Genomic DNA, 22,299 nt, shown 5'->3' with positions numbered 1-22,299 from the left:
ACAATCAATTTTTATTGTTAAAACCGGATTATGTAATAGAATTTCTCCGTCCTGAATATAGGATCGTGATAGCCTGTCCCGTGTTTACGGGAAGTGTTGCAATCGCAAGAAAATCAGGCTGTTTGGAGATTTTAGCATAGCACCGCTATGGTGAAATTGAAAACAGCAACGAAGTGGCTGATTTTATAGCGATTTCAGCACGTAATAGATTGTCTATTGCATATTTCGGGTTAAAATCAGCTTGTTTAGAAAATGGACATAGCTCTGCTGTGGTGAAACTGTCTAACCGTTAAGTAGAGTCTAAAACAGCAATAAATCACTCATTTTGAACATGAACTGATTCATTTCCTAATAGAAAATCCATTGCCTAATACTTGCAAAGTTATTCTAAATAATAAAGGAATTATTGGGAAGGAATTAAGCTATGAGCAATGCCCTCCATGGATCGGGACTGCATACCATATTGGTCTCTGCAGGAAGAAAAATGTTCCAGAATTTGTTTTACCTCATTTAAGCTTTGGTCGGGATAGTGACCATGATTGTGCGGATGCCACCATATATGGTATACTTCATCATTCTTAGCAGCCGTGGTAATTTCGTCCTTTATACGATTAATTTTCAACTGGTTGAACCTTGCCAACTTTGGATTAAAAGGCCTCAAAAATCGAGAGCTTGGTATTAAAACTGGACTTGATAACACCTTATTATCAAATTGATAAGAAGTACGTTTACCCAAAGAAAGAATTGAATCCGAAGTTCTCCATATTTTTTTCAATAATTCACCTTTTTCAGGATCTTTCCAAAACCAATCACCGGGGTTAGTACGTAATGCGGAAAAACCCAAGGCACCTGCAAGTTTTATTGACTCAGCATTGTATTGATTCCTAGGAAAAACCAGTGAAGAAAGTTTTTTACCAAATTTCTCCTGTGCAATCCTTTTGGAGGCCATCAAATCCTCTCTAAATGCCCGGTCTTCATGCCCATTCTCCATAGTATAATAATGAGAGAATGTATGGCTAGCTAATTCTTGTCCAGGGGTATCAATAATATTATGAACCAATTCAGGTGCAAACAGACAACTATTATTTTTGGAGGAGGCATTAAACCAATCATAAGCGGAAAGCTTAGTGTTTTTATAGATAGGCCTTAAAGTGGGACTGTAGTGTTCCCATTCTTCAACATTTTCGGCCATTAGCATACCTACAGTTGCCCAAGTAACCTCAACCTCGTATTGGTTAAATAAGGATAGTAATTTAGGAACAACTTCCCTTGCTGTTCGGTAATAAGTTTCTCTATTCTGAATAGATACCTTATCAAAGCGTCCCCAATGCAACTCAAAATCCAATGATATGACTAAAGTCGGACGATTCATTTCTCTACCTTTACCTTGGCTACTTTATAAAATAAATGAAGGGCAATAATACTAAAAAAAGGAAAGTAAATACTCTTCATTCTCATAATGATACCTAAATTATTCAAGGTAAGACTAAATAGTAGGGATATTATTATTCCATAAATCAATACGGTCCAAAGGTACAATGAGATTTTAAATTGGCCTCTTAACTGAAAAAAGCTCCACACTCCTAGTAAAAAAACACTTAAAACAACCGCATTTTCCATCGCTGCAGCTATGCTCCAAAACCCATCAACTTCCCAAACAAAGGGTCTGAAAAATATTGTTATTAACTTTTCATACCAACTATAATCATTCATATTTATTGAACTAGCTCCACCAAAGGATGCCAGGAAATTTCTTTGCCAGTCTAACAGATCAGTTATCCATTTGAGATTAAACCCATAAATTAAACTTCCCTTTATATACCGGTAGGCAAATATCGAAAGAATTAATAAAATTGAAACAGGAAATACCTTATTACGGTAAGGTTTAAGTTTTTCGTGAAAAGGAATTACCATCAATACAGAAATACTTAATGCCAATCCTTGGATAGGTCTGGTCATTAAAGAAAGTAGTAATCCTAAAAGAATTAAATAAAATTTATTGGGAAACCTGTAAATACCGGCCAAAACTAAAACCAATCCCAGCCATAAAAAGGACTCCTTTCCTACTCCCACAGACCAAAAATGTACATTTGGTAATAGTAAGGTAAGAAATGCAGGATGTGCGTAAGTTTTTTTTGAAAATTGGGGAAATGATTTTTTAAGCAGATCAAAGGCGAGTAGAAAACCAAAGTAAGATAAGGAAGCGTAAAGAATTGTACCTGATAAATACCCTAGGCCTGCTATTTGAGAAAAAGGACAATTAAACCAATAAATAAATGCTGTTCCAGTGCCAAATAAATGAAACCAATTTCCCATTGAAGTTTCTCCACTTTCAACAATATTCCAATATCGCCAACTATCCCCTCCATGTACCAAAATATATTGGTAAAAAACCAGGCTAATTGAAAGGTGGTAAAACCATAAAAAAAATAAACACTTGGTTTGTATAGCAGTATACCTATGAGATTTAGCCCATTTTAGATTTATATAGAAAATGGCTGTCAATAAAAAAACGATAAAAGCTATATCTGCTATCAATCAACTATTGAATTAGATGCCAATATGGCTGTTTCATACTCCTTAAGGCTATTTTCTAATGCAAAACAAGCCACTGCTTTTTCACGAATTGATACTTTCGAAATGTGTTTCAACTCAGCAAGCCATTTATTGAACTTTTCTTCGTCTAGCACTGGATGCATAAAACAGAAATCTTCATGCCCTACTGTGTTTTCCAAATCCCCTATCCCTCTAGAAAGTAACAGGGGTAAACCTGAAAGCAAATACTCACCCACTTTTATAGGTGATATTCCTGAAAGGCTACTTGCAGTCTTTCTAAGGCTTACACCCAGATCAGCGGCAGCATAATAACCTGGGATTAAACTAAAATCAACAGATTTAATTACAATACTGGATTTTAAGTGATCTGGTATAGCTTGGGCAACCGCTGATTTATCTCTAACAAGGAAGAGAAACTTGCTATCCTTATTTTGATTGTGATAGTTTTCAAACAAATTTAACATTTCACTTAAAAGGTACTGTGGACCAACACTACCTGAATACAACCATAGCATACTTGATGAAGGTATCGAAAGCTCTTTTCTTATCTTTTCACGTAAAACTAAATCAGGTTTAAAAAAGTCTTCATTTCGTCCATTACTTACTTTGAAAAACTTAACTCTATATCGTAAACCAATGGTTTTCAGGTGGATATTTATAGATAAAAAAGTACGGACTAAGACAATATTGGAATGTTTTAGTATTTTAGTTTCTGCCTTTTTAAGGTATTTGTATTGGAAGCTATTTTTATTTAACCCCGAATAATCAATCCTTTCCTGCAAAGGAAAACCATCTGCATCAAAAATTAATTTAACATCTCGTTTTTTCAACCATGTTAGGAGAGGATTAACCATTATAGCCGGCATGGTAGAGCGGGGCATCACATGTGTAATTTCAATTTTCTCTATTAAGTTTTTTATGACTTTTACAGCCCTTTTCGTTGTCAAAAAGCTTCCTATCACTGGGTGAGGTTTTCTCCATACAAGATGGTGCTGATAGACAATAGTCAATTGCCGAGCGAGAATTGAAATTCTTTCCACTTCCGTAGGATCTGCCCAGGAAAACTGCAAAACATAAAACTGGCATTCCATTCTATCCTGCAAACCTTTAAAAATTGGGAAAAAAAGATTTTCAAGATAATTTGTTTGATCAGAGTCCCAAGATATAAAAAGAATTTTCATAGGTCTAAAGTACATTGATAATGTAGAGAAGTTTTACCAACCCCAAAATGATTAATCTCCCAATTCAAGTTCAACCAATTTTTTATACCTATAAAAATTACCCTCCATAGTAAACTCATTTAACACCTTCTCCCTTCCTTTACATCCAAACTCCTTCCTAAGCTGAGGGTCAGTTATTAGCTCTCCCAATGCGCTTATCCATTCTTCTTTTGAATTGGCCAAAAACCCATTTTCTCCGTGAATTACCACATCTTTGTTCATTCCTATAGGAGAAGCAACAACAGGTAAGCCACAGGCCATGTATTGAATTAATTTATAGGCACATTTGCCCCTTTCCCAAGGGTTATCAGGCAATGGCATAATACCAATATCCATTTTTAAAATGGCATCAACCTCTCCATCTTCTGTCCATGGGATTGATTCAATCCTACCTTTAAATTTCATTTTACTTTTCCCATTGACCAACAAAAACTTAATGGGGTAATGCTCATGAATCCAGTCTAAAATAGGCACAATTGGATCAAGGTATTTTAGCGTACTTGGAGAGCCTATCCATCCTATGGTTATGGTTTTAAAAGGTGATTGATCTTCCTTAACCTTATACTTTTTTGGATCAATAACTGTAGGAAAGACCTCAATCTTTTTGGCTCCTGCCACTTCTGCTCTTTTTTTCAGGTAGTCATTCCCAACAATTACTCTATTAGCCATTTTCATAACATGATCAATTTTTTTTGGCATTAAGAGACTTACCATAAAATTGTCTTTCTGATCATAATTATGAAAAACAGCATCATCATAATCTACCCAATACTGATTCACTTTGGATAGAAACCATTCAGCAAATGCCGGTAAATAAGGAAAGATTTCTTTCTCAATAATTATCAAATCATACTTTTGGACAGAAAAAAGTAGAGAAAACCTACGGAAATAACATGTCAAAACATGCCAATAGCCAGGAGACTGATGGTCATATATGGTATTCAAATACTTCTCAGTAAAGAATGAATTTACTGTAACAGAGTAGCCCATCTTCTCCCAAAGTGGTAAATACTGGAAAGTTCTCAACCTGCTACTTGCCCCTTTTCTGGGGTATTTTGGGAGAAATAAAAGTTTCTTTTTACTCAATTTAAAATAGCTTAGCCTATATCAACTCATTCAACATTTTTCTTTTTCGCATCAATAATTGCTTGTCTTCTCTGAAAGAATTTTTTCCTGTCCAAACTTCTTAGATGAAGCGTATATTTTTTATGAACAATTAAATACAAACAAAATAGCAAGAAATAAATCATAAGCATGTTTTTCATGCGCATAGCTATTCCCAAGTTGCTTAAGGCATTCATAAAGGCAAAAGTGACCGGAATAAAAGTAACCATGGCCGCTTTCAAGAATAGGGGCATATCTCTCAATGCTTCAACAGACCAGTTTTTATAAATAAAGAGACTTAGCCATAAATAAAGTAAGTTCTCAAAAGAACTGATAAAACTAACAATATTATGGGCATCAAAAAACAAGGGTCTAAATAGGTAGGTAAACAATTTATATGGCCAAGAATAGGCTGAAATATTAACACTCGACCCAACGTAAGCTTTATTTAATAAACCGGATTTAAGGGAGGAATAGGATTCCAAAGTTGACACATTAAAATCTTCCATTCTCAAGGCATCAAGAGTAAATGTACTCATGTAAATTGAACCAATTAATGCCAAAGCTGCCAAACCAAATTTGTAGGATCTTTTAATATCGGTTCCCATAAGTATAGCAATTGCGGCCCCTCCAATAAGGGCTTGCCCCATATGTGGTCTAGTCATATAAACGAAAAAGAAAGCAATAGAAGCTTGCCACCATTTTTCTTTGTATTGCTGAATAGAAAATAAAAACCAAGAAATCGCCCAAAAAGCAATGGCATCTTTCCCTACCCCGGAAGTCCAAAAATGTAAATTGCTTATATAAAAAACAGTAGGGAAAAGTGGAACTCCAAGAATTTCATGATTTGTTGGGAAGTGTTTATAAACCAATAAGAAAATATAACGAATTCCAATAAACCCCAAAAACCCAAATAAAAGATTTCCAGTAGGATAGGATAATCCAAGTATCTTGCTAGGGAAATAAGTTAACCACAATATAAAGGTTGTTCCCTCTCCAAAATACTTCATCCAAGTAGGATTTAATATTTTGACCTGTTCCATTGTGAATAACCAGTATCCACGTGAATCACCTCCAAAATTAATGATGTACCAGCCATAAAAAAGACTAAAAAACATATGGTAAAACAACAAATAATTAAGATGATTGGCATATTTGGATGGCAATCCATATTTTTTTGAAAAAGAATTATTGGAATTAACCAATAAAACAACTATTAAAATTATAAAAAATAGATCTAACAAAAATCGATGTATTAAACTAAAATCTCGTTGTAAAGTTGCTTTACCTCGTCTGTATATCTTTTCACAGAATAATACATCGAAGCTTTTTGGAACCCCTTAATTCCCATACTAACTCTTAATTCTTCTTCTTGTTTAAGAATGGAAATTAAATCAGCAATTCCCTTTGGATTCTCAGGTTCAACTAAAAATCCGGTTTCCTTATCATCAATAATGTTGACTATTCCGCCAACTTTGGTACCAATTACGGGTAATTTATGAAACATGGCTTCAACAACTACCAACCCAAACCCTTCCATATAAGAGGCCAAACAAAAGACATCCATAAGTTGAAAATAAGGAGCTGTATCCATTTGAAGTCCTACCAGTATTAAATTTTCACTTAAACCCAAATCGTCAGCTGTTTCTTGCAAAAAATCTTTATCAGGTCCTTCTCCAACGATTAAAATCTTGATATTAACTTTCGAAGACATAAAACTTACTGCCTTTATAATATCTGAAAAACGTTTATGGAAATCCCTAAGTCTACCTACACTTCCAATTACAAAATCTCCATCTTTAATTCCTAATTCATCCTTCAATCCTTGAACTTCATTTGCACCAACCTTTCTTGGAAAAGCAACTCCATTGGTAATTAATGCTACTTTGGAAACTGTAACCTTCAATCTATTTATTAGATAATCTTCAACTGAAGGAGAAATAGCAATAAACTTATCAGTTAAAAATGAATAAATCTTTAATAAAAAATGTGCTTTGCTTGATCGATTACGAGGATCAGAGGTTTCCTCTATAATAATTTTTATTTTTGGTATGAAAAGGCTGGATAGAACAGCCATGGTGTTCCCTTCAAATACCCCTCCATGTATTATAGTAGGATGAAACTTTTTAATTATGCTTCTAACATACTTTAGCTTTTGAAATTCAAAAGCACTTTTGAATTCTCCTACTTCATAAATTTCAATCCCTAGATCATTAAATTTTGTTTTATAAACCCCTAATGCCTTGGTGCAGATAATTTTGATCTCAAATTTATTTAAATCTAAAGATTGAGCAATTGAAAATCTACGATTCTCCACCCCACCCCATCCAATGGTCTCAAGACAAAATAAAATTTTAATTTTACTCATAAACTTTATCTAGTTTCAAATATTGAATGGTATAGATTCTCAACGTTTTCAACATATTTCAATTCAGTAAAGCGTTTTTCAACAGAATTCATTCCCTGAAAGGCCACCTTTTTCCTAAGATCACTATCCATTTCAAGAATACCTTTTAGCTTGGATTGAAATTCATTTTTATTATTTGGATCAAATAACCAACCATTATAAGCATCAGTAATAAATTCAGAGATTCCACCAACATTTGTACATAAGCATGGTATTCCAAACTGCATTGCTTCAATTACAGCTATTCCAAACCCTTCAGAGATAGATGGCAATACGAAAAGATCAGCCTTGGCAAGGTAATGTTCTGGGTCTGGAATGAAACCTGTTATTAATACCTGATTCTCTAACTTAAAACGGATGATTTGCTTTTCAAGGTATTTCCGATCAGGTCCATCACCTACAATAATTAATTTTATTTCTTCATTTTTAAAATTAGCGATGGCCTCAATCAATAAATTTTGGTTTTTAACCCTGTCAAGTCTTCCAACAGTTACGATAGTAAAATAAGGTTGAAACGTACGTTTAACCAACGGAAGTTTAGAAACAGGATTATATATAACGTAGCCTGTTTCTGAAGAGATTTCACCCAATTTGATTAAATAGTTTTTAACTGCATTGGATACGCAAACCACCCTATTAACAAACCTATACAAAAATGAAAAAATAATTCTAGCCTTAACGGAATGATTAGGAAATCCTATTTCTTCGGCAACAACAAATTTTACCCCTGCAAGTTTCGCTGCAATTATTCCATGGAAATTGGCCTCACCGGCTGCTGTATGAACTAAATCCGGCTTTAACTTTTTTAACCATTTATAGAGAATAAAAGTAAATTTTAAATTCATAAAAGAAGGGTTTTCATTAAATACTTTAACGTCAAACCCCTTTTGCCTTATGTCATTTTCGGAGTAGCCCCCTTTTCCAATTGAAGCAAATACATACGAATATTTAAAATTATTTTTACTATTAGTAAAAGAGATATATTGTTTCTCTTGCCCTCCAAAATCAAGATAAGTAGTAATTCGTAAAATTTTCACATATTCAGATTTTACTGTAAAACTTGTGCCATTGTAACATGATTTTATCCTCAGAGAAATTAGACGCAATTTCCCTAGAGTTATGCCCCATTTTTCTTCGCATTTCAGGATTTTCAATTAATTCTATAATTTTACCTGCCAACCCTCCAATGTTTCTATTGGGGACTGAAAACCCATTGTGCGAATCATTTACTAACAACTTAACTCCCCCAACTGATTTAAACGCTACAATAGGTAATGCATGAGCCATTGCTTCTAAAATTGAATTACCAAATCCCTCATACAAAGACGTGTGAACGTAAATAGAGGATTCTTCATATTTGCTAAATATATCTCCTATAGCTCCTTTTAAAAATACACAATCTGTAAGTTGAAGAGAAACAATCAAATCTTGAAGTGCATTTCTAAGAGAACCTTCACCATAAATTTCTAATTTCCAATTATTATATTTATTAGAAACTATTGCAAATGCTTTAATTAATGAAGTGAAATCTTTTTCTCTTTCTAACCTACCAACAGCAATCACATTATTTGAATTAAGATTTGATAAAGAAATATGTTTGAAATTGATAAAATTTGGCATAACGTATACCTTATTTAAAAATTTTCTCCAAAATTTAGCATCTTCTTCTGTTAGGGTAATTACATAATCCATTTTCTTTAATACCAGCGTAGAATTAATTAATCTTAGTAGCCTCCACAACAATATACCTATATTAAACCTTTTGTCAGGAAAAAATCTTTTGTAGTTGAATCTACTTTCTTTAACTTTAATAAAAGAATCATTCTTTTTTGATTGATATAAAAAATTAACTGAACCTACAGAACTACAAATGTCAAATTTATTTTCTTTTATAAATTCTTTTATTTTTGATTCTCGTTTATATGATTTGTAAATTAAAGATCCAATAGAATTCCATATAGATGGTTTATTAATTTTAACAGGAATATTTACAACCTTAACCTTAGAGTCAATTTTATAAAAGCTATAAACATCATCCTTATCAGTTGTAACTATTGTAATATCATAATTAAAATTCTGGACAAGATAATTTACTCTATAAATCAGTGACCTTTCGCTACCTCCAGAGTTTTTTAAGGATGAAATTGCAAATAAAAGTTTTTTCATTCAGCTAAATAAAACAAGAATAATTGAGAATTCACACAAAATCAATAGTACAATATTTAATGGAACAATTTCTTATGTTTAAGATTAAAATAGTATATTTTGTCCCTATATATAAAAACTTTGTCAGGATGCCCCCTGAAATTTCATATGCTGGATACTTTTTACCACCACGGAACCTGATGCTTGAATAATTTCGCCTTCACCAATGGTTACTCCTCCTAGAATTATTACCCCATGCCCCAACCAAACATTATCATGAATAGTTACATTTTGTACAATATAGCTTTCATCATGTGGTATTTTTTTTCCTTCAAAGTTATGGTTGTCTGTGATCACTACACATTAAGCACCAGAATGAAAATTATCACCAATTGTTACATTTCCATTAACTTTAAATCCTTTAAAATTAACATTTTGACCTAAATAAGTATTGTTATTGACATAAGACGGGCCATTTACTTTAAGGGGAAGTTTGTAGGATTGTGCCACACGCATTATATTTTTTTTATAAAATTCCTTCCTAAGATTTATGATACATTTAATCAGACTAAAAATTATTTACCTCATCTATAATCTTTCTTGTAGTTTTGTTTTGATAACTTGTACCTATGGATTCACAAAAACTTTTAGCACGTAAGTAAACCTCATCTGAACTTGTATAATTTTCTATGCTTTGGACTATTTCATTTACATCTTTCGTTGCAATTGTAAAAAGACCAAATTTTAAAAACCCATAGTAATCCCATAAATGAGAAGTTGAAAAATAAATTGAAGGAATATTAGTTATTGCTGCTTCTAAGTGCACATTAGAATCTCCACCAATCATCATATCAATACCAGCTAGCGCTTCCATAAATGATTTTTGGCTTTTAATTTCAACTTTGTCTTCATTTCTAAACTTATAGTCTAAATAAGGATGTTTCCTTAGGTAAACTAAATAATTATTTTGTAACAATAAATCAATTAAGTTTTCAAATTTCTTTAAATCGTCCATTTCATTTACGCAGATTAAAATATTTTTAATCTTAGCATTTGAAGTGTATTTATTGATCCACCCATCCATTTTTGGAATACCATATAAGAATACTTTTGTTCCACAGATACCAATATCATCATATGTTTTATTGGCAATCTCACCGTCAAGAAAAGAATAATCAAACCTTAAACTTGGAAATATCGACGAAACGGAAGCATGTTGAATATAAATTGAGGAAATATTTTGCACTTTGGAGGCGAACAAGAAACCTACATTATTGTACGAGTGATCATTTGAAAGCCATAAATAATTCGGTCTTAATGCCTTTAAAATAAATAAATTTAAATAGTAATGACCAAGGGTAATACAAGCAATGTACTTAATAGCAGTATTGCTATTCTTTGATTTTAGCTTATCATTAATTTTTTTAATCAATTGATAATCAAAAAAATAAGCATAGAGACTAAAGAAGTAAGATATCCAAAAAGGATATCTTTTTAATCGATCGTTTGATACAAGACCCAGATCATATCCATGATAGTAGGCAAAGGCATTCGCATTTAATTCTTTGTAAATATTTTTTAATGCCTCAAATTGATTATTTGTGTTAAAGAAAAATAAATGTTTTTGTTTAAAAGTTGAAATACCATAAAACTTCATTGACAAGCAGGCCTTAATAAATTTTAAAAGAATAGTGCCAAAATTTCTTTTGTCAGGTATTGTATTTCTATTCAAGTCAACATGAAGTCCCTGATAAACCATTTTAATTTTATTTATCCTCATTGGGTTCCAAAAAATTATGTATTGATTCTTCAAAAATAAACTCTACAAATTCCCTAAAAACTCCCTCTCCACCCTTTTTCTTTAAAACAACATGAACAAGCTTTTGAATATAAGTTGGAGCCGAAGAAGGACATGCTGAAAATCCTGCAACTTTTAAAAGTTCAATGTCATTCAAATCATCCCCAATATAAGCAATATTTTCAAGTCCAATATTCAATTCTAAAGCCAATTTTCTTGCTACTTCCAGTTTATCATTAATACCTTGATACAAGAAATCAACATTAAGTTTACTAGCCCTATTTTTAACGATTTCGGTTTTTTCTCCTGTAATAATGCCCATAGGTACATTCATTTTTTGACACCATAACACTCCTGCACTATCATAGGTGTTAAATTTTTTAAATTCATTCCCTGTCTGGTCATAGTACATTCCACCATCAGTCCACACACCGTCAATGTCCGTAAGAACAAGTTTTATATTCATTTTAAATAAATTCGTACTTTTAAATCAACATTTTATTCAATAATCCATATTTCAATTCAAAACTTGGGTGCTAAATCTTCTTCAAAGATCAGTTCATTTTTCAATTTATCAGTTATTAACTTTTTCCCGATTACTTTATCTCTTTCAATCCACTTAACCCCATCACCTGGGCTCAATAGATGAATATGATCAATTGTAATTTTATCCCCTTTTTTCAAATCCACTTTTAAGGCAATTGACCTTTCAAGTTTTATTTTTGATTCCAAAACACTGTCACAAACAAATGAATCTTCCACCCCCATGGAGAGCTCAAGCAACCTTATATCACGGACCATCCTATTTAAACCATCAGGCCCTAGAGAGCCACTTTGATCTGTACCTTTCATACGTCTATCTAGGGTGATATGCTTCTCAATAATTTTCGCTCCCATAGCTACTGCTGCTACTGGTATAGAAATCCCAATCGTATGATCAGAATAACCTATGGTATACTCAGGGTAGTTATTTTTTAAAAATTTTATTGAATTTAAATTTACATTTTGAGGGGCTGTAGGGTATTGACTTACACAATGAAGGATTGAAACATCATTGTGATATTTCAATATGGTTTCCAAAGCAATGTCTAAATCCTCTTTTCCTGACATGCCAGTAGATAGAATCATAGGAATTCTAGCTTTTGCAAGTTCATCTAGAAGGGGTAAATTCGTAAGGTCTCTAGAGGCAACTTTAAGATAATCAGGTGTGAAAAATTTAAAAATTGAAGTACAAGATGGTGCACAAAGTGTTTCTACGAAATCAAGACCTTTTTCTTTAGCGTATTTATATATTTCAAAATGTTGCTCATTTGAAAGTTCAAGTACCCTCCTATGGTCTCCATAGGTTTTACCAAATGAATGCGGAGAATTATAGGGCTTATTAAGCTGAGAAGAACTCAATTCAAAGTCCAAATCTCTTTTAGTAAGTTTAACTGCATTTAAACCATTAAGATTTAGATTAAATAAATCCTCCTTGGGCTCCCTCACTGCGCAGTCAATAATTAATTTTGCAATATCAACTGACCCATTGTGATTTTGACCAATCTCACCTATTAAATATATTTCCTCCATTATTTAATATTTTTGTTATTTTCAGTTGCCATTAATTCAAGCTTATTATTTTCAATTGCCCAATTTATAACATCTAGATAATCGAAATTAGGGTTCGATTCTAATAACGTTTTATATGCCACTTTGGCAATATTAAAATCCGTAATAGTATCAATAGTGAACCTTATATCGGCATACCTATTAAAAATTTTATCTGTGTCCAAAAATTTTAATCTATATTGACCCGGATTACTATAAATATAATTTGTTACATGCTCCAAGTATTCACTCTCATCAGTGTTTTTCACAACAGATTTAAGAACACTGATTTTAGAAATTTCAGCAAAAAAACCAAAAGATGTTTTCATTGACGGTTTCCCATTTACCTTATATGTCATGTAATCAATATTCTTGGAATAATTACTTATCATATTATGAAGTAAGCCCATATCTAAGAATAAATTATCCGAACAAACCCTAACGAATTCCTCCACTCCATACTGATCCCCTATTGCAATAAATCTACTTATTACATTGTCAATACTCCCTCTATATACAAAAACTGATAATTTGGAAATCAAATTCACCAATTTATCATCAGACTTATGGTCAGTAGTCGCTATAATAATTTTTGAGTTAGGAAAACTTCTTTTAATCCTATTAATTATAATCTCCAATATTGAAAATTCTTTATAAAATAACCTAGTCATTTTAAAAGGTAATCTTGTTGAATTAGACCTAGCTTGTATTATAAAAGTTGGATTCAAAATATTCTATTTCAATTTAAACTATATAGTTTATAATGGTAATCTTAAAAAGCTTGCAGAGCAACCATCTTTTTAAACGCATTAGAATTATTTTCTAATTCCTCAAAATCACCAGAAGCCTGTATTTCCCCATCCTTCAATAATAAGATACGGTCAGCATTTTTAATTGTCGATAATCGATGGGCGATAATTATTATAGTTACCTGTCCCCTGAGTTTGTCAATATTCTCTTGAATCCCTAATTCGGTTTCAGAATCTAAAGCAGATGTGGCCTCATCCATAAGCAATAAATCAATACCCTTATACAGTTCTCTAGCAATGGATATTCTTTGTTTCTGTCCTCCACTTACCATAACCCCATTATTTCCCAGTCTACTATCCTCTTTATTTTCCAAAGACTCAACAAACTCTAATACTGAAGCCTTATTAAGGGCTTCTTTGCATTTTTTCCGATTTTCATCTGTGTCTTTATCCCAAAAACTAACATTGTTATAAATAGTATCATCGAAAATGACAGGTTCCTGAGTAATGTAGCCGATTTTCTTTTGAAAATAATTTCTATCAATTTCTTTCATGTTAATTTCATCTAAAGTAATTGATCCACTATCCGGTAAAAAAAGACCTGCCAAAATATTCATCAAGGTAGACTTCCCCGAACCACTTTCGCCAACAATTGCTATTACATGATTCTTAACAATAGCAAAAGAAACACTATTCAAAATCCTCTTTTCCCCATAACCAAAACTCACATTATCCAACCTTATTTCCTTCTGAAAACCATCAATCTTAACCTTTCCTTGAGACTCCCTTCCAACTTTTAATTCTTTTGTGAATTCTTTTATATTTTCTAAAGAACCATAATTAGCCATAACCGAATTCCAATATGCCTGTAGAGCCAATAAATAGGTTAGAGAACGATAAAAAAACAATAAACTCAATATTATTCCAGAAAAACTTCCGCCTGTTACATTGACCTCAAAAAGAATAACAACAACAATAATTACAATAATAATCGGCTCCCTAATGGCTGTTATTATGGAGGAAAATAAACCTAGTTTTTTATAATGGTACTCAATGGCATTGATTTGACTTCTTAGCTTATTGCCATAGGTTTTAAGTAGTCCACTCGCTTTTAAATATTTAAAATTGGCTATTTTTTGAATTAAAAGACTTTGAAAATAGTGGTTCCCTTTTGAAACGTCTACGGAATGTATTTTCGTTCTTTTGTAAATGGCCGAATAAAGAAAATTTGAAAGCACACCACCAATCATCACGAAAAGTGAAAATCTAACATTTACACTAAAAGCCATTGCTACATAAATGAATATCATTGAAAAGGCTTGTAATACATACATATAGCTATTAAAAGCAATTAAAATTCTTTCTATTTCACCTGTAGCAGTATTTTGAATTCTCCCAGAATCTTGTTTTATGAAATTTTTGAAGGAATAGTCTTCAAATAAATCTACAATTGAAAACCTCATTTTTCGTACAAAAAACCTTCTAACTAAAACACTATAATACTGTTCAATAAACTTTAAAACTCCTTTAAATATAAAAAAGAAGGCCATTATCAAAAGAATAGCTGATACCGTAATTGGAATTCCTAAACTTCCCATTGCACCAAGAATAAATTCAAGCTTGCCCATACCTTCACCACTGGCGTTCCCTCCATCTACCATTTCCAATAATGGTAAAAACATGGTGAGACCTAGCCCATCCATCAAGGCTACCAACATACTTAACCCAAAAGCAATAAAAAGCCTTCCACGAACTATTTGATAGAAGTACGAAAAGTAATAAAAATGTTTTTTAATAAATGTCTTGAGTATATTCATTGATAATTAATCGCTTTAAAGCTTAAACTGCCTCTGATTCCATATTTCGCTTCACAAAATCAAATTTCTTCACCAGGCTAACAACATGTCTGGAAATCAATCCTGCACCGGCATATTCATCTACAAACCGCCCTAGGAAATGGCTTAACCTACTGTTATGTGATTGTGCGATATCCTCCGTCAAATGATCAATTTTATACCTTGGTAATATTTCAATAAATCCTGCTGCTAAAGTAGAAGGTATCAGCATATGGGACCCATGCACACCAATTATAACATGCGTTTTACTGAAAATTTGATTCCATTTATGCTCAACTTTCAGGTCTATAAACTCATGTCTTTCGTCCTTAATTATTGATGGCAAATTCCCAAGCTTCCCTTTCCCTGTAATGGTAAAACTAGAGCTAGGAAGGTTGCGCTTGATTAATTTAACTACCCTCTTTATTAATTGCTCTTGCCTCCAAATGAAAAATGGTGAGAAAAGGGTCTCCAGTTTATATTTTTTTGAAACTTTACTTAAGAAATAAAGGAATCGGTTACTTAACCAAAACCTATCCTCTCTCCATACAAAAGTAATTTGCGGAGATAAATTTGTAAATTGTTTTAAGTCAAATGGCGCAACACCTAAAATTTGTTTAAAATCCAAACTCTGGTGGTTTAGGTGAATATATGTAGGATGCAGTAAAACTTTATTGAACCTTTGAAACTGATTCCTTATCCATTCATCAAGCCCTTTAATGCCTTGTTTGATTTGTCCTAACGCTAAATTTACAGACCAAATTTCAATTCCTGTTGAAGGCAATAGCCATCGGCATTGTGCTGGAATTAATACAGCTATCGTCTTATTTTGACGATTTTGTAGCTCCAAGTAAACATTCCAAACTTTAGTAAATACATGTCCAAAGCAATCATCCAAACAGTTAATCAAAATTAACTCTTTCTCCCCCCCTAGGTTATAGCGTTTAAAAACCCCTTCAACACTTAATCCCTCACAGACCGAGCTAATTAGAGGTAATGCCATCCAACTCCCTGATTCTTTATCAAACCTTTGGTGTCTTTTGTCTAAGGTAAAGGAAACAGGAAAAAAGGTGGAATGCCCTGTAGGAATTGTTGATATATATTCGGTACCACATGCATTGCAAACATTTTTTCCCAACACATGTATCCCTTGAAAATACACTTCAGATTCAAAATTTGCCTTATTCAAACACTTAGGACAAATGCTTTTGATATCAACTATTTTTGGGAAGATCTCAATCATTACCTACCATTTTCTAATCCCTAACCTGTCCAAATGAAAAGCCAATAAGGTTTTTAAACGGTTCCATTTGGCAGCATGACTTTCGACTATTGTATAGTTTACTTCCGGATTGAATACCAATGCAGCATAAGAAAGGTTGGAAGGGGATAAAATAAGTTCATCACAGTTAGATAGGGTAATGCAGTCCATTAAGGCCTCCTTCGCTAGTAAAAACCCATCTTTTTGTCCCTCTTTATGATGGATGGGTTGAGACCCTACGGACCTAACACAGTCATTAGCCATGATTTTATCGGGAAATTTACCCTTTAATATTGCTAACATTTCACTGTCATCTGTGGCTACAAATAACCTGTCATAATTCGTTATTTTTTTTTCTATCTGACGAAAAAAAACTTTATCCTTGACTGGAGTGACTTCTTGAAAATGATCAGTTTTCCGAATATGAACTCCAAGGGTCTTTAGCTTAGCCATTCTAATTTTGACCTCATTTATATCCGCTCTTAATTCATTTCTAAATTTGATACCCGTAAGCATTAACTGATGTAAGTAACGGTAGTGATTTCTGTTCCAAATTCGTAAAGGGTAAACTTCATATTCCTTATTTGGAACGGGTACATCCATTGATGTAAGTAGTGGCTGATCAACTAGCTTATCCCAAAAGTTGTTCGGTTCATTGCTTACCTCACATTTAGAATAAGGGTAAGTAACATTCCCAAAATCAACATATAATGGAAGACCGTGTTCTTTGGCAAATCCTATTCCATAAACAACTTGTAAAAACAAAGAAAAGAAACCACGAGTACATTTTCCTTTTGGATGATTTTCACAAAAAAATTCATTCTGGTAACAGGTTACAATATACTTTACATTTTTTTGCTTCAGAAGCTTTAACCTATCAAAAGATGGCAATGACCTTTTAGGCATACTATTAATTAGAGGGCTTGGTATATACTGTATCTAAAGCATGCCAGGCATTGGTTGGGACAAGAAAATGCTTATGGACATAAGGCTTAGCCCCAAAACTCTCTTTCCATCGAAAAAGGGACTTATTAATACTCAATCCGTTATTTTCATTTGAATGGCCAAAGTCCAACAACTTCCTTTGGTCTGAAAAATTTTCACTTAGGTATTTAATTAAAAAGTCGAGTGCATGTAACTTTCTTCCTTGCTGGTTACTCGCCAAATATTGGGTATGTAAACAATTAGATGTGAGGTATACTGTTGCTCCTGCAATAATATTTTTATCCTTGTAGACATTGAATTGTCGAATATTATTAGGAAAGCACTTCATTATATAACCCATTTCCTCTTTAGTATGGGTTGGTCTCTTATTGTATCTATTGGCAAGGTTTGGCAAGAGCAATTCTTCCCAAAAAAGATCAGGATCGCATGACTCAATGATTTGCAACCCAACAAATTCAGCCTGTTTAATATTGGCTTTCCTACCTTTATGGGTAACCCTCAATGGTAAATTAATTGCCAAAGAGAGCTCCATCTGAATAATTTTAGCTTGGGCAAGGTGCATTATATAAGCTGTAGACTCCTCCTTAATCAGCTCGTAAATGGAAGGTGTTTCTTTTATTTCAAGGCTTTCTATTCCCAATGAATCATAGAACTTCAACAAAACTTTAAACTGTTCCAACTTCTGATTGATAGAACAAGGTATGTGAATTAGTCCGCCATAACTTAAGCCCTTATGCGAATAAACCACGCTACCTTCCTTATGGGCAGCAAACACTGCTTTCGGCAAACTGTTTTTGTATAATATTACTGAACAATCTTGAAACTTCCCTGAAGGATGATAAGCCAAAAAATCTCTATCATGCATTAAGGTGGCATTCGTAGCCCCATGAAGTACCTTTTTCCAATCTCCAATTAGCTCTGGAGAATAAAGCTTTACCTCATAATTATCAGAAACCAAAGATCAATTGATATTTTGTGGCTTTAAACCAGGTCGCCAATGCGCTATCAAGGTTTCCTTTATAGGTTGAAATCCAATATTTTTATAAAATTCCATGGCTCTTTTATTGGCCTTTTGTGTGGAAAGCCCTATTAGGTTAAAACCTAAAGAGTTAAGTTTCACAAAGACTTTATACATCAATTGCCTTCCTATTCCTCTTCCTTGTTCGCTACCTTTAACGGCAAAAAGATCAACATGCCCTCGTCCACGCAGTAACTTAAAAGTTATAAATCCAACCAACTTACCCGATATTCTAGCGACAATTACACTATGATTTTGTTCTTTAATCGTTTCCCACCAAGTACTATACAATTTTTCATATTCCTGATTACCTAATAGCAAATCTTGCTTAAACCTTGACCATTGCCCGCTTGTGAAAACAAGCTCTCTCAAGTCTTTTTGGTCTGTTTGGGAAAGTTCTCCAGATATAATCATTTCTGAAATTTCAACTTCATTATGGAGCGAAGAATCTTTAATAAAATCCGATTTTATTATGTTTTTTACTAAATCAACCCGAGTACTGATTGGAGACCAGCCACCCAATTTGACCAAACCAGGCTTACCCATCACATATATTAAATCAAAATTTTTGGCTTGGTTATGTACCCTATCCAAATCAGGCAGACATCTTCCCAATTGAAGTTTACCTACTCTGTAACCAAATAAAGATGTGTCAAAAGGTAAGAATTTTATCATTTTAGGTTTTTTGATCAATAATATAGCGTGGACGTTTCTTTACTCCCTCAAAAGTTTTCCCAACATACAGTCCAACTATTCCTATGGTCGTGAGTAAACAGCCAAAAAGAATCCAAAGCGATACGATCATACTCGCATAACCAGGAACCTCAATAGCTCCTGAAAAATAACGGATCAATGTGATCAATGCAAACAAAAAACCAATAAAAGCTACCAATAAACCAAATTTTACAGTCAATCGTAGGGGTTTGTCGGAAAAGGCAAGCAAGGTATTAAGTCCTAAGCGAAATTTAGATTTGAAAAAATAATTGGATCTTTTGTTGGTTGAAACACCATGTTTTACGTTAAAAGTACTTTGATTAAAACCTACCCAATGAACCATTGTGGGGAAATACCAATTATTTTCCCTCATCTTTAAAATACTGTCTATTATTTTTCTATTGTAAACACCGAAATTCCCAATACTTGGATCCTGCTTTATTCCAGACATAAGGTAAAAAACTCTGTAATAAAGTGTTGATAAAATTTTACTCGCCCAACTATCCTTTCTCCCAGTTCTTCTAGCCAATACCGCCTCATAGCCATATCGCACTTTAGTTAACATCATTGGGATTTCTTCTGGAAGATCCTGTAGGTCAGCATCCATTACCACAACCCATTCTCCTTGAGCCATATCTAAACCTGCAAATATGGCATGATGTTGCCCAAAATTCCTACTAAAGCGTATTCCTTTAATAAACGATTCCTCCAAAGCTGCTTTTGCAATCAACTCCCAGCTACCATCAGTGCTACCATCGTCGACCAAAATCAATTCAACATCTGGGCTAATAGAAAACAAAACAGCCTTAAGTCTCTTAATCAATTCATATAATCCTACCTCAGATTGAAAAACAGGTACCACCACAGAAAGGTATTTATTTGTTTGACTCATTCTAGCTCTTTCTCGTAGACTACCAAACCCAAGATGCCCTCTTTGGGCTCCCTTTCTACAATATTTACTTTTAATTTCCTATTGATTTTCCCTTCCGTTGTCTGGATCAAAAAGTCTAAATAATCCAAGTCAATAGAACTTGCAATTATAGTTAATTCAATGGTGCCTGTATCCTTTCCTTCCGCATAATCCCCTTGAATTATCGCTTTATTTACACAACCTAACCCCTGAACCACTTGCTCTATTAATGTATCAAACCCTAAATATTTACTTACAATACTTTTGAGTTCTTGGTAAAGTGGATGAACTTCATTGGCTTGGTAACTTTTGGTTTTACCATCATTTTTCCAACTAAGTAATCCTGCATTGGAAAGGCGATTAAGTTCAACTCTGATTGAATTGGTAGATTCACCAAATTCTTCTGCCAAACCTCTTAAATATCCACGATTATCAGAATTAGAAAAAAATTTCACCAATAATTTAATCCGTGTTTTGGAAGTAATTAGAGCGTCTAGCAAATCAAAAATTTAAAAAAGTAAAAGATCAACATGGTACAAAATACACATTAATAGAAGCAAAAAACAAAATCACTACTACTTACCGAAGGTCTATCATTGTGCTCTCATAGCTTCGCCACGTAACACACATACTGGGAGTAACAAAATTACTCGATAGTCACAAATTCACAAGTTTTATTTAAAATTTTATTGGAGGTCAGCTCATTTTGTCCACTTATTTACAATTGGCTAGCGCATTTACACGCAAAAACAATACAGGTAAAAATTACGAATCATTGAAAAATACGAATGTACCTTCTATCTTTAGGGCTAATCTTTTTAAATAAATCGAACACAATAACCTTATGGAAAAAATCAAAGTAGCGGTTGTAGGAACAGGATTTATAGGCCCTGCCCATATTGAAGCCCTAAGAAGAAACCCGAATATTGAAGTAGCTACCCTTTGTGAAGTCAGTGAAGAACTTGCAAAAGAAAAGGCGGCTCAACTAGGTATAGAAAAAGCCATGCTTTTCGAGGATATGCTAAAAGATCAGGAAATCAAAGTGGTCCATATTTGCACCCCAAATTTCCTGCATTATAGCCAATCAAAAGCCGCTTTGGAAGCTGGTAAGCATGTAGTATGTGAAAAGCCACTTGCTACCAAAATTGAAGATGCTGAGGAATTAGTAGCTATTGCTAAAAAAACAGGTTTGGTAAATGCTGTCCATTTTAACCTGAGGTATTACCCTATGGTTAGACAAATGAAAACCATGAGGGAAAGCGGCGAACTTGGGGACGTCTATTCTATTATGGGTTCCTATTTACAAGATTGGTTGTTTTTACAAACTGATTACAATTGGAGATTAGAACCAGATAAATCCGGAGACTCTAGGGCTATAGCTGATATCGGTTCTCATCTATTGGATTTAACTGAATATGTTACAGGTTTAAAGGTTACCGAGGTAATGGCTGACTTTTCAACAGTACATAAAACCAGATTGAAACCGCTCAAGCCAATAGAGACCTATAGTGGAAAAAGTCTAGATGAATCCGATTATGCTGAGGTTCCGATCAACACTGAAGACCATGCTACGGTAATGTTAAGGTTTGACAATGGAAACAAAGGTTCTGTAACTGTCAGTCAAGTAAATGCTGGCCGAAAAAACAGGTTAAATATTGAAATTGCAGGATCTAAGGCAAACTTTGAATGGTGTAGCGAAAAACCAAACGAATTATGGATTGGGAAAAGAGAAACTGCTAACCAACAACTGATGAAGGATCCATCATTATTTAGCCCTGAAGCTGCAAAACTTATAGGTTTTCCAGGAGGTCATAATGAGGGTTTCCCCGATACTTCTAAGCAAATGTTTAAGGAGGTTTATGCTGCCGTTAAGGAAGGTAAACAACCTGACAACCCTACTTTCCCTACCTTTGCTGACGGGCACAGGGAATTGTTAATTTGTGAACGAATTATCGAAAGTCACAAAAAACAAGCTTGGGTGAAAATTTAATGGTGCAATAAACAAATTTCGGTTTTGTCCGTTCATTTAGTTATTCGATTAGTCATA

21 protein-coding genes are annotated in these 22,299 nt (G+C 33.4%); 1 reads left to right on the top strand and 20 read right to left on the bottom strand.

The window, feature by feature from the left end; translation table 11 throughout:
- Nucleotides 1–403: 403 nt before the first annotated feature.
- From CA2015_RS18130 to CA2015_RS18035, 20 genes are all read right to left on the bottom strand, one after another.
- Complete coding sequence (locus CA2015_RS18130; RefSeq protein WP_048643177.1) at nt 404–1,372, bottom strand: polysaccharide deacetylase family protein; 969 nt, start codon at nt 1,370–1,372, stop codon at nt 404–406.
- Nucleotides 1,369–2,538: a hypothetical protein gene (locus CA2015_RS18125; RefSeq protein ID WP_048643176.1), complete on the bottom strand. Its 1,170-nt coding sequence runs from the start codon at nt 2,536–2,538 to the stop codon at nt 1,369–1,371. Before CA2015_RS18125 ends, CA2015_RS18130 begins: the two co-directional genes overlap by 4 nt.
- The gene (locus tag CA2015_RS18120) at nt 2,535–3,737 is read right to left on the bottom strand and encodes a glycosyltransferase family protein (RefSeq protein ID WP_157470540.1); all 1,203 of its coding nucleotides are present in this window, start codon (nt 3,735–3,737) and stop codon (nt 2,535–2,537) included. The genes CA2015_RS18125 and CA2015_RS18120 overlap by 4 nt, the downstream gene beginning before the upstream one ends.
- 51 nt (nt 3,738–3,788) lie before the next feature.
- Entirely contained in the window at nt 3,789–4,862 is a 1,074-nt protein-coding gene (locus CA2015_RS18115) for a glycosyltransferase family 4 protein (protein WP_048643174.1), read from the bottom strand.
- A 26-nt stretch (nt 4,863–4,888) separates the two neighbouring features.
- The gene (locus tag CA2015_RS18110) at nt 4,889–6,046 is read right to left on the bottom strand and encodes a hypothetical protein (protein WP_240477835.1); all 1,158 of its coding nucleotides are present in this window, start codon (nt 6,044–6,046) and stop codon (nt 4,889–4,891) included.
- A gap of 89 nt (nt 6,047–6,135) precedes the next feature.
- Nucleotides 6,136–7,248 carry a glycosyltransferase family 4 protein gene (locus CA2015_RS18105; protein ID WP_048643173.1) on the bottom strand — a complete coding sequence of 371 codons (1,113 nt, stop codon included), beginning with the start codon at nt 7,246–7,248 and terminating at the stop codon, nt 6,136–6,138.
- Between the two features lie 5 nt (nt 7,249–7,253).
- Nucleotides 7,254–8,324, bottom strand: coding sequence for a glycosyltransferase (locus CA2015_RS18100; RefSeq protein ID WP_048643172.1), 1,071 nt, complete (start codon nt 8,322–8,324; stop codon nt 7,254–7,256).
- Between the two features lie 4 nt (nt 8,325–8,328).
- On the bottom strand, nt 8,329–9,453 hold the full coding sequence (locus CA2015_RS18095; RefSeq protein WP_048643171.1) for a glycosyltransferase family 4 protein: 1,125 nt from the start codon (nt 9,451–9,453) through the stop codon (nt 8,329–8,331).
- Between the two features lie 123 nt (nt 9,454–9,576).
- A complete protein-coding gene (locus CA2015_RS25460) occupies nt 9,577–9,789 on the bottom strand; it encodes an LbetaH domain-containing protein (RefSeq protein WP_205749782.1) in 213 nt (70 codons plus the stop codon).
- A gap of 211 nt (nt 9,790–10,000) precedes the next feature.
- Nucleotides 10,001–11,212, bottom strand: coding sequence for a hypothetical protein (locus CA2015_RS18085; RefSeq protein ID WP_048643170.1), 1,212 nt, complete (start codon nt 11,210–11,212; stop codon nt 10,001–10,003).
- Nucleotides 11,199–11,696 carry a KdsC family phosphatase gene (locus CA2015_RS18080; RefSeq protein ID WP_048643169.1) on the bottom strand — a complete coding sequence of 166 codons (498 nt, stop codon included), beginning with the start codon at nt 11,694–11,696 and terminating at the stop codon, nt 11,199–11,201. The genes CA2015_RS18085 and CA2015_RS18080 overlap by 14 nt, the downstream gene beginning before the upstream one ends.
- Before the next feature lie 56 nt (nt 11,697–11,752).
- Complete coding sequence (locus tag CA2015_RS18075; RefSeq protein ID WP_048643168.1) at nt 11,753–12,802, bottom strand: N-acetylneuraminate synthase family protein; 1,050 nt, start codon at nt 12,800–12,802, stop codon at nt 11,753–11,755.
- Nucleotides 12,802–13,548 (bottom strand): cytidylyltransferase domain-containing protein, encoded by a 747-nt coding sequence (locus tag CA2015_RS18070; RefSeq protein ID WP_157470538.1) that lies wholly within the window; start codon nt 13,546–13,548, stop codon nt 12,802–12,804. Before CA2015_RS18070 ends, CA2015_RS18075 begins: the two co-directional genes overlap by 1 nt.
- Before the next feature lie 44 nt (nt 13,549–13,592).
- Nucleotides 13,593–15,386, bottom strand: a complete 1,794-nt coding sequence (locus CA2015_RS18065) for an ABC transporter ATP-binding protein (RefSeq protein ID WP_048643166.1) — start codon at nt 15,384–15,386, stop codon at nt 13,593–13,595.
- Between the two features lie 22 nt (nt 15,387–15,408).
- Entirely contained in the window at nt 15,409–16,647 is a 1,239-nt protein-coding gene (locus CA2015_RS18060; protein WP_048643165.1) for a hypothetical protein, read from the bottom strand.
- Nucleotides 16,648–16,650: 3 nt separating this feature from the next.
- Nucleotides 16,651–17,571: an O-fucosyltransferase family protein gene (locus CA2015_RS18055; RefSeq protein ID WP_048643164.1), complete on the bottom strand. Its 921-nt coding sequence runs from the start codon at nt 17,569–17,571 to the stop codon at nt 16,651–16,653.
- 4 nt (nt 17,572–17,575) lie between these two features.
- A complete protein-coding gene (locus CA2015_RS18050; RefSeq protein ID WP_048643163.1) occupies nt 17,576–18,568 on the bottom strand; it encodes a hypothetical protein in 993 nt (330 codons plus the stop codon).
- A gap of 3 nt (nt 18,569–18,571) precedes the next feature.
- A complete protein-coding gene (locus CA2015_RS18045; protein ID WP_157470537.1) occupies nt 18,572–19,303 on the bottom strand; it encodes a GNAT family N-acetyltransferase in 732 nt (243 codons plus the stop codon).
- A 1-nt stretch (nt 19,304) separates the two neighbouring features.
- Entirely contained in the window at nt 19,305–20,234 is a 930-nt protein-coding gene (locus CA2015_RS18040) for a glycosyltransferase family 2 protein (protein WP_048643161.1), read from the bottom strand.
- Nucleotides 20,231–20,707 carry an ArsR family transcriptional regulator gene (locus CA2015_RS18035; protein WP_316934231.1) on the bottom strand — a complete coding sequence of 159 codons (477 nt, stop codon included), beginning with the start codon at nt 20,705–20,707 and terminating at the stop codon, nt 20,231–20,233. The genes CA2015_RS18040 and CA2015_RS18035 overlap by 4 nt, the downstream gene beginning before the upstream one ends.
- Nucleotides 20,708–21,096: 389 nt before the next feature.
- On the opposite strand from CA2015_RS18035, the gene CA2015_RS18030 reads away from it, so the two are divergent.
- The gene (locus CA2015_RS18030; RefSeq protein WP_048643159.1) at nt 21,097–22,242 is read left to right on the top strand and encodes a Gfo/Idh/MocA family protein; all 1,146 of its coding nucleotides are present in this window, start codon (nt 21,097–21,099) and stop codon (nt 22,240–22,242) included.
- Nucleotides 22,243–22,299: the final 57 nt, after the last annotated feature.

The sequence above is a fragment of the Cyclobacterium amurskyense genome, assembly GCF_001050135.1.
GTDB lineage: Bacteria > Bacteroidota > Bacteroidia > Cytophagales > Cyclobacteriaceae > Cyclobacterium > Cyclobacterium amurskyense.
This window is presented reverse-complemented; position numbering and strand designations above follow the sequence as displayed.

What these genes read in the sequence shown, in the direction of transcription:
- CA2015_RS18080 (WP_048643169.1), bottom strand. Translation starts at nt 11,696, where the DNA reads ATGAATATAAAACTTGTTCTTACGGACATTGACGGTGTGTGGACTGAT.
- CA2015_RS18040 (WP_048643161.1), bottom strand. Translation starts at nt 20,234, where the DNA reads ATGAGTCAAACAAATAAATACCTTTCTGTGGTGGTACCTGTTTTTCAA.
- CA2015_RS18120 (WP_157470540.1), bottom strand. Translation starts at nt 3,737, where the DNA reads ATGAAAATTCTTTTTATATCTTGGGACTCTGATCAAACAAATTATCTT.
- CA2015_RS18105 (WP_048643173.1), bottom strand. Translation starts at nt 7,248, where the DNA reads ATGAGTAAAATTAAAATTTTATTTTGTCTTGAGACCATTGGATGGGGT.
- CA2015_RS18045 (WP_157470537.1), bottom strand. Translation starts at nt 19,303, where the DNA reads ATGATAAAATTCTTACCTTTTGACACATCTTTATTTGGTTACAGAGTA.
- CA2015_RS18075 (WP_048643168.1), bottom strand. Translation starts at nt 12,802, where the DNA reads ATGGAGGAAATATATTTAATAGGTGAGATTGGTCAAAATCACAATGGG.
- CA2015_RS18085 (WP_048643170.1), bottom strand. Translation starts at nt 11,212, where the DNA reads ATGAGGATAAATAAAATTAAAATGGTTTATCAGGGACTTCATGTTGAC.
- CA2015_RS18095 (WP_048643171.1), bottom strand. Translation starts at nt 9,453, where the DNA reads ATGAAAAAACTTTTATTTGCAATTTCATCCTTAAAAAACTCTGGAGGT.
- CA2015_RS18065 (WP_048643166.1), bottom strand. Translation starts at nt 15,386, where the DNA reads ATGAATATACTCAAGACATTTATTAAAAAACATTTTTATTACTTTTCG.
- CA2015_RS18030 (WP_048643159.1), top strand. Translation starts at nt 21,097, where the DNA reads ATGGAAAAAATCAAAGTAGCGGTTGTAGGAACAGGATTTATAGGCCCT.
- CA2015_RS18060 (WP_048643165.1), bottom strand. Translation starts at nt 16,647, where the DNA reads ATGATTGAGATCTTCCCAAAAATAGTTGATATCAAAAGCATTTGTCCT.
- CA2015_RS18055 (WP_048643164.1), bottom strand. Translation starts at nt 17,571, where the DNA reads ATGCCTAAAAGGTCATTGCCATCTTTTGATAGGTTAAAGCTTCTGAAG.
- CA2015_RS18130 (WP_048643177.1), bottom strand. Translation starts at nt 1,372, where the DNA reads ATGAATCGTCCGACTTTAGTCATATCATTGGATTTTGAGTTGCATTGG.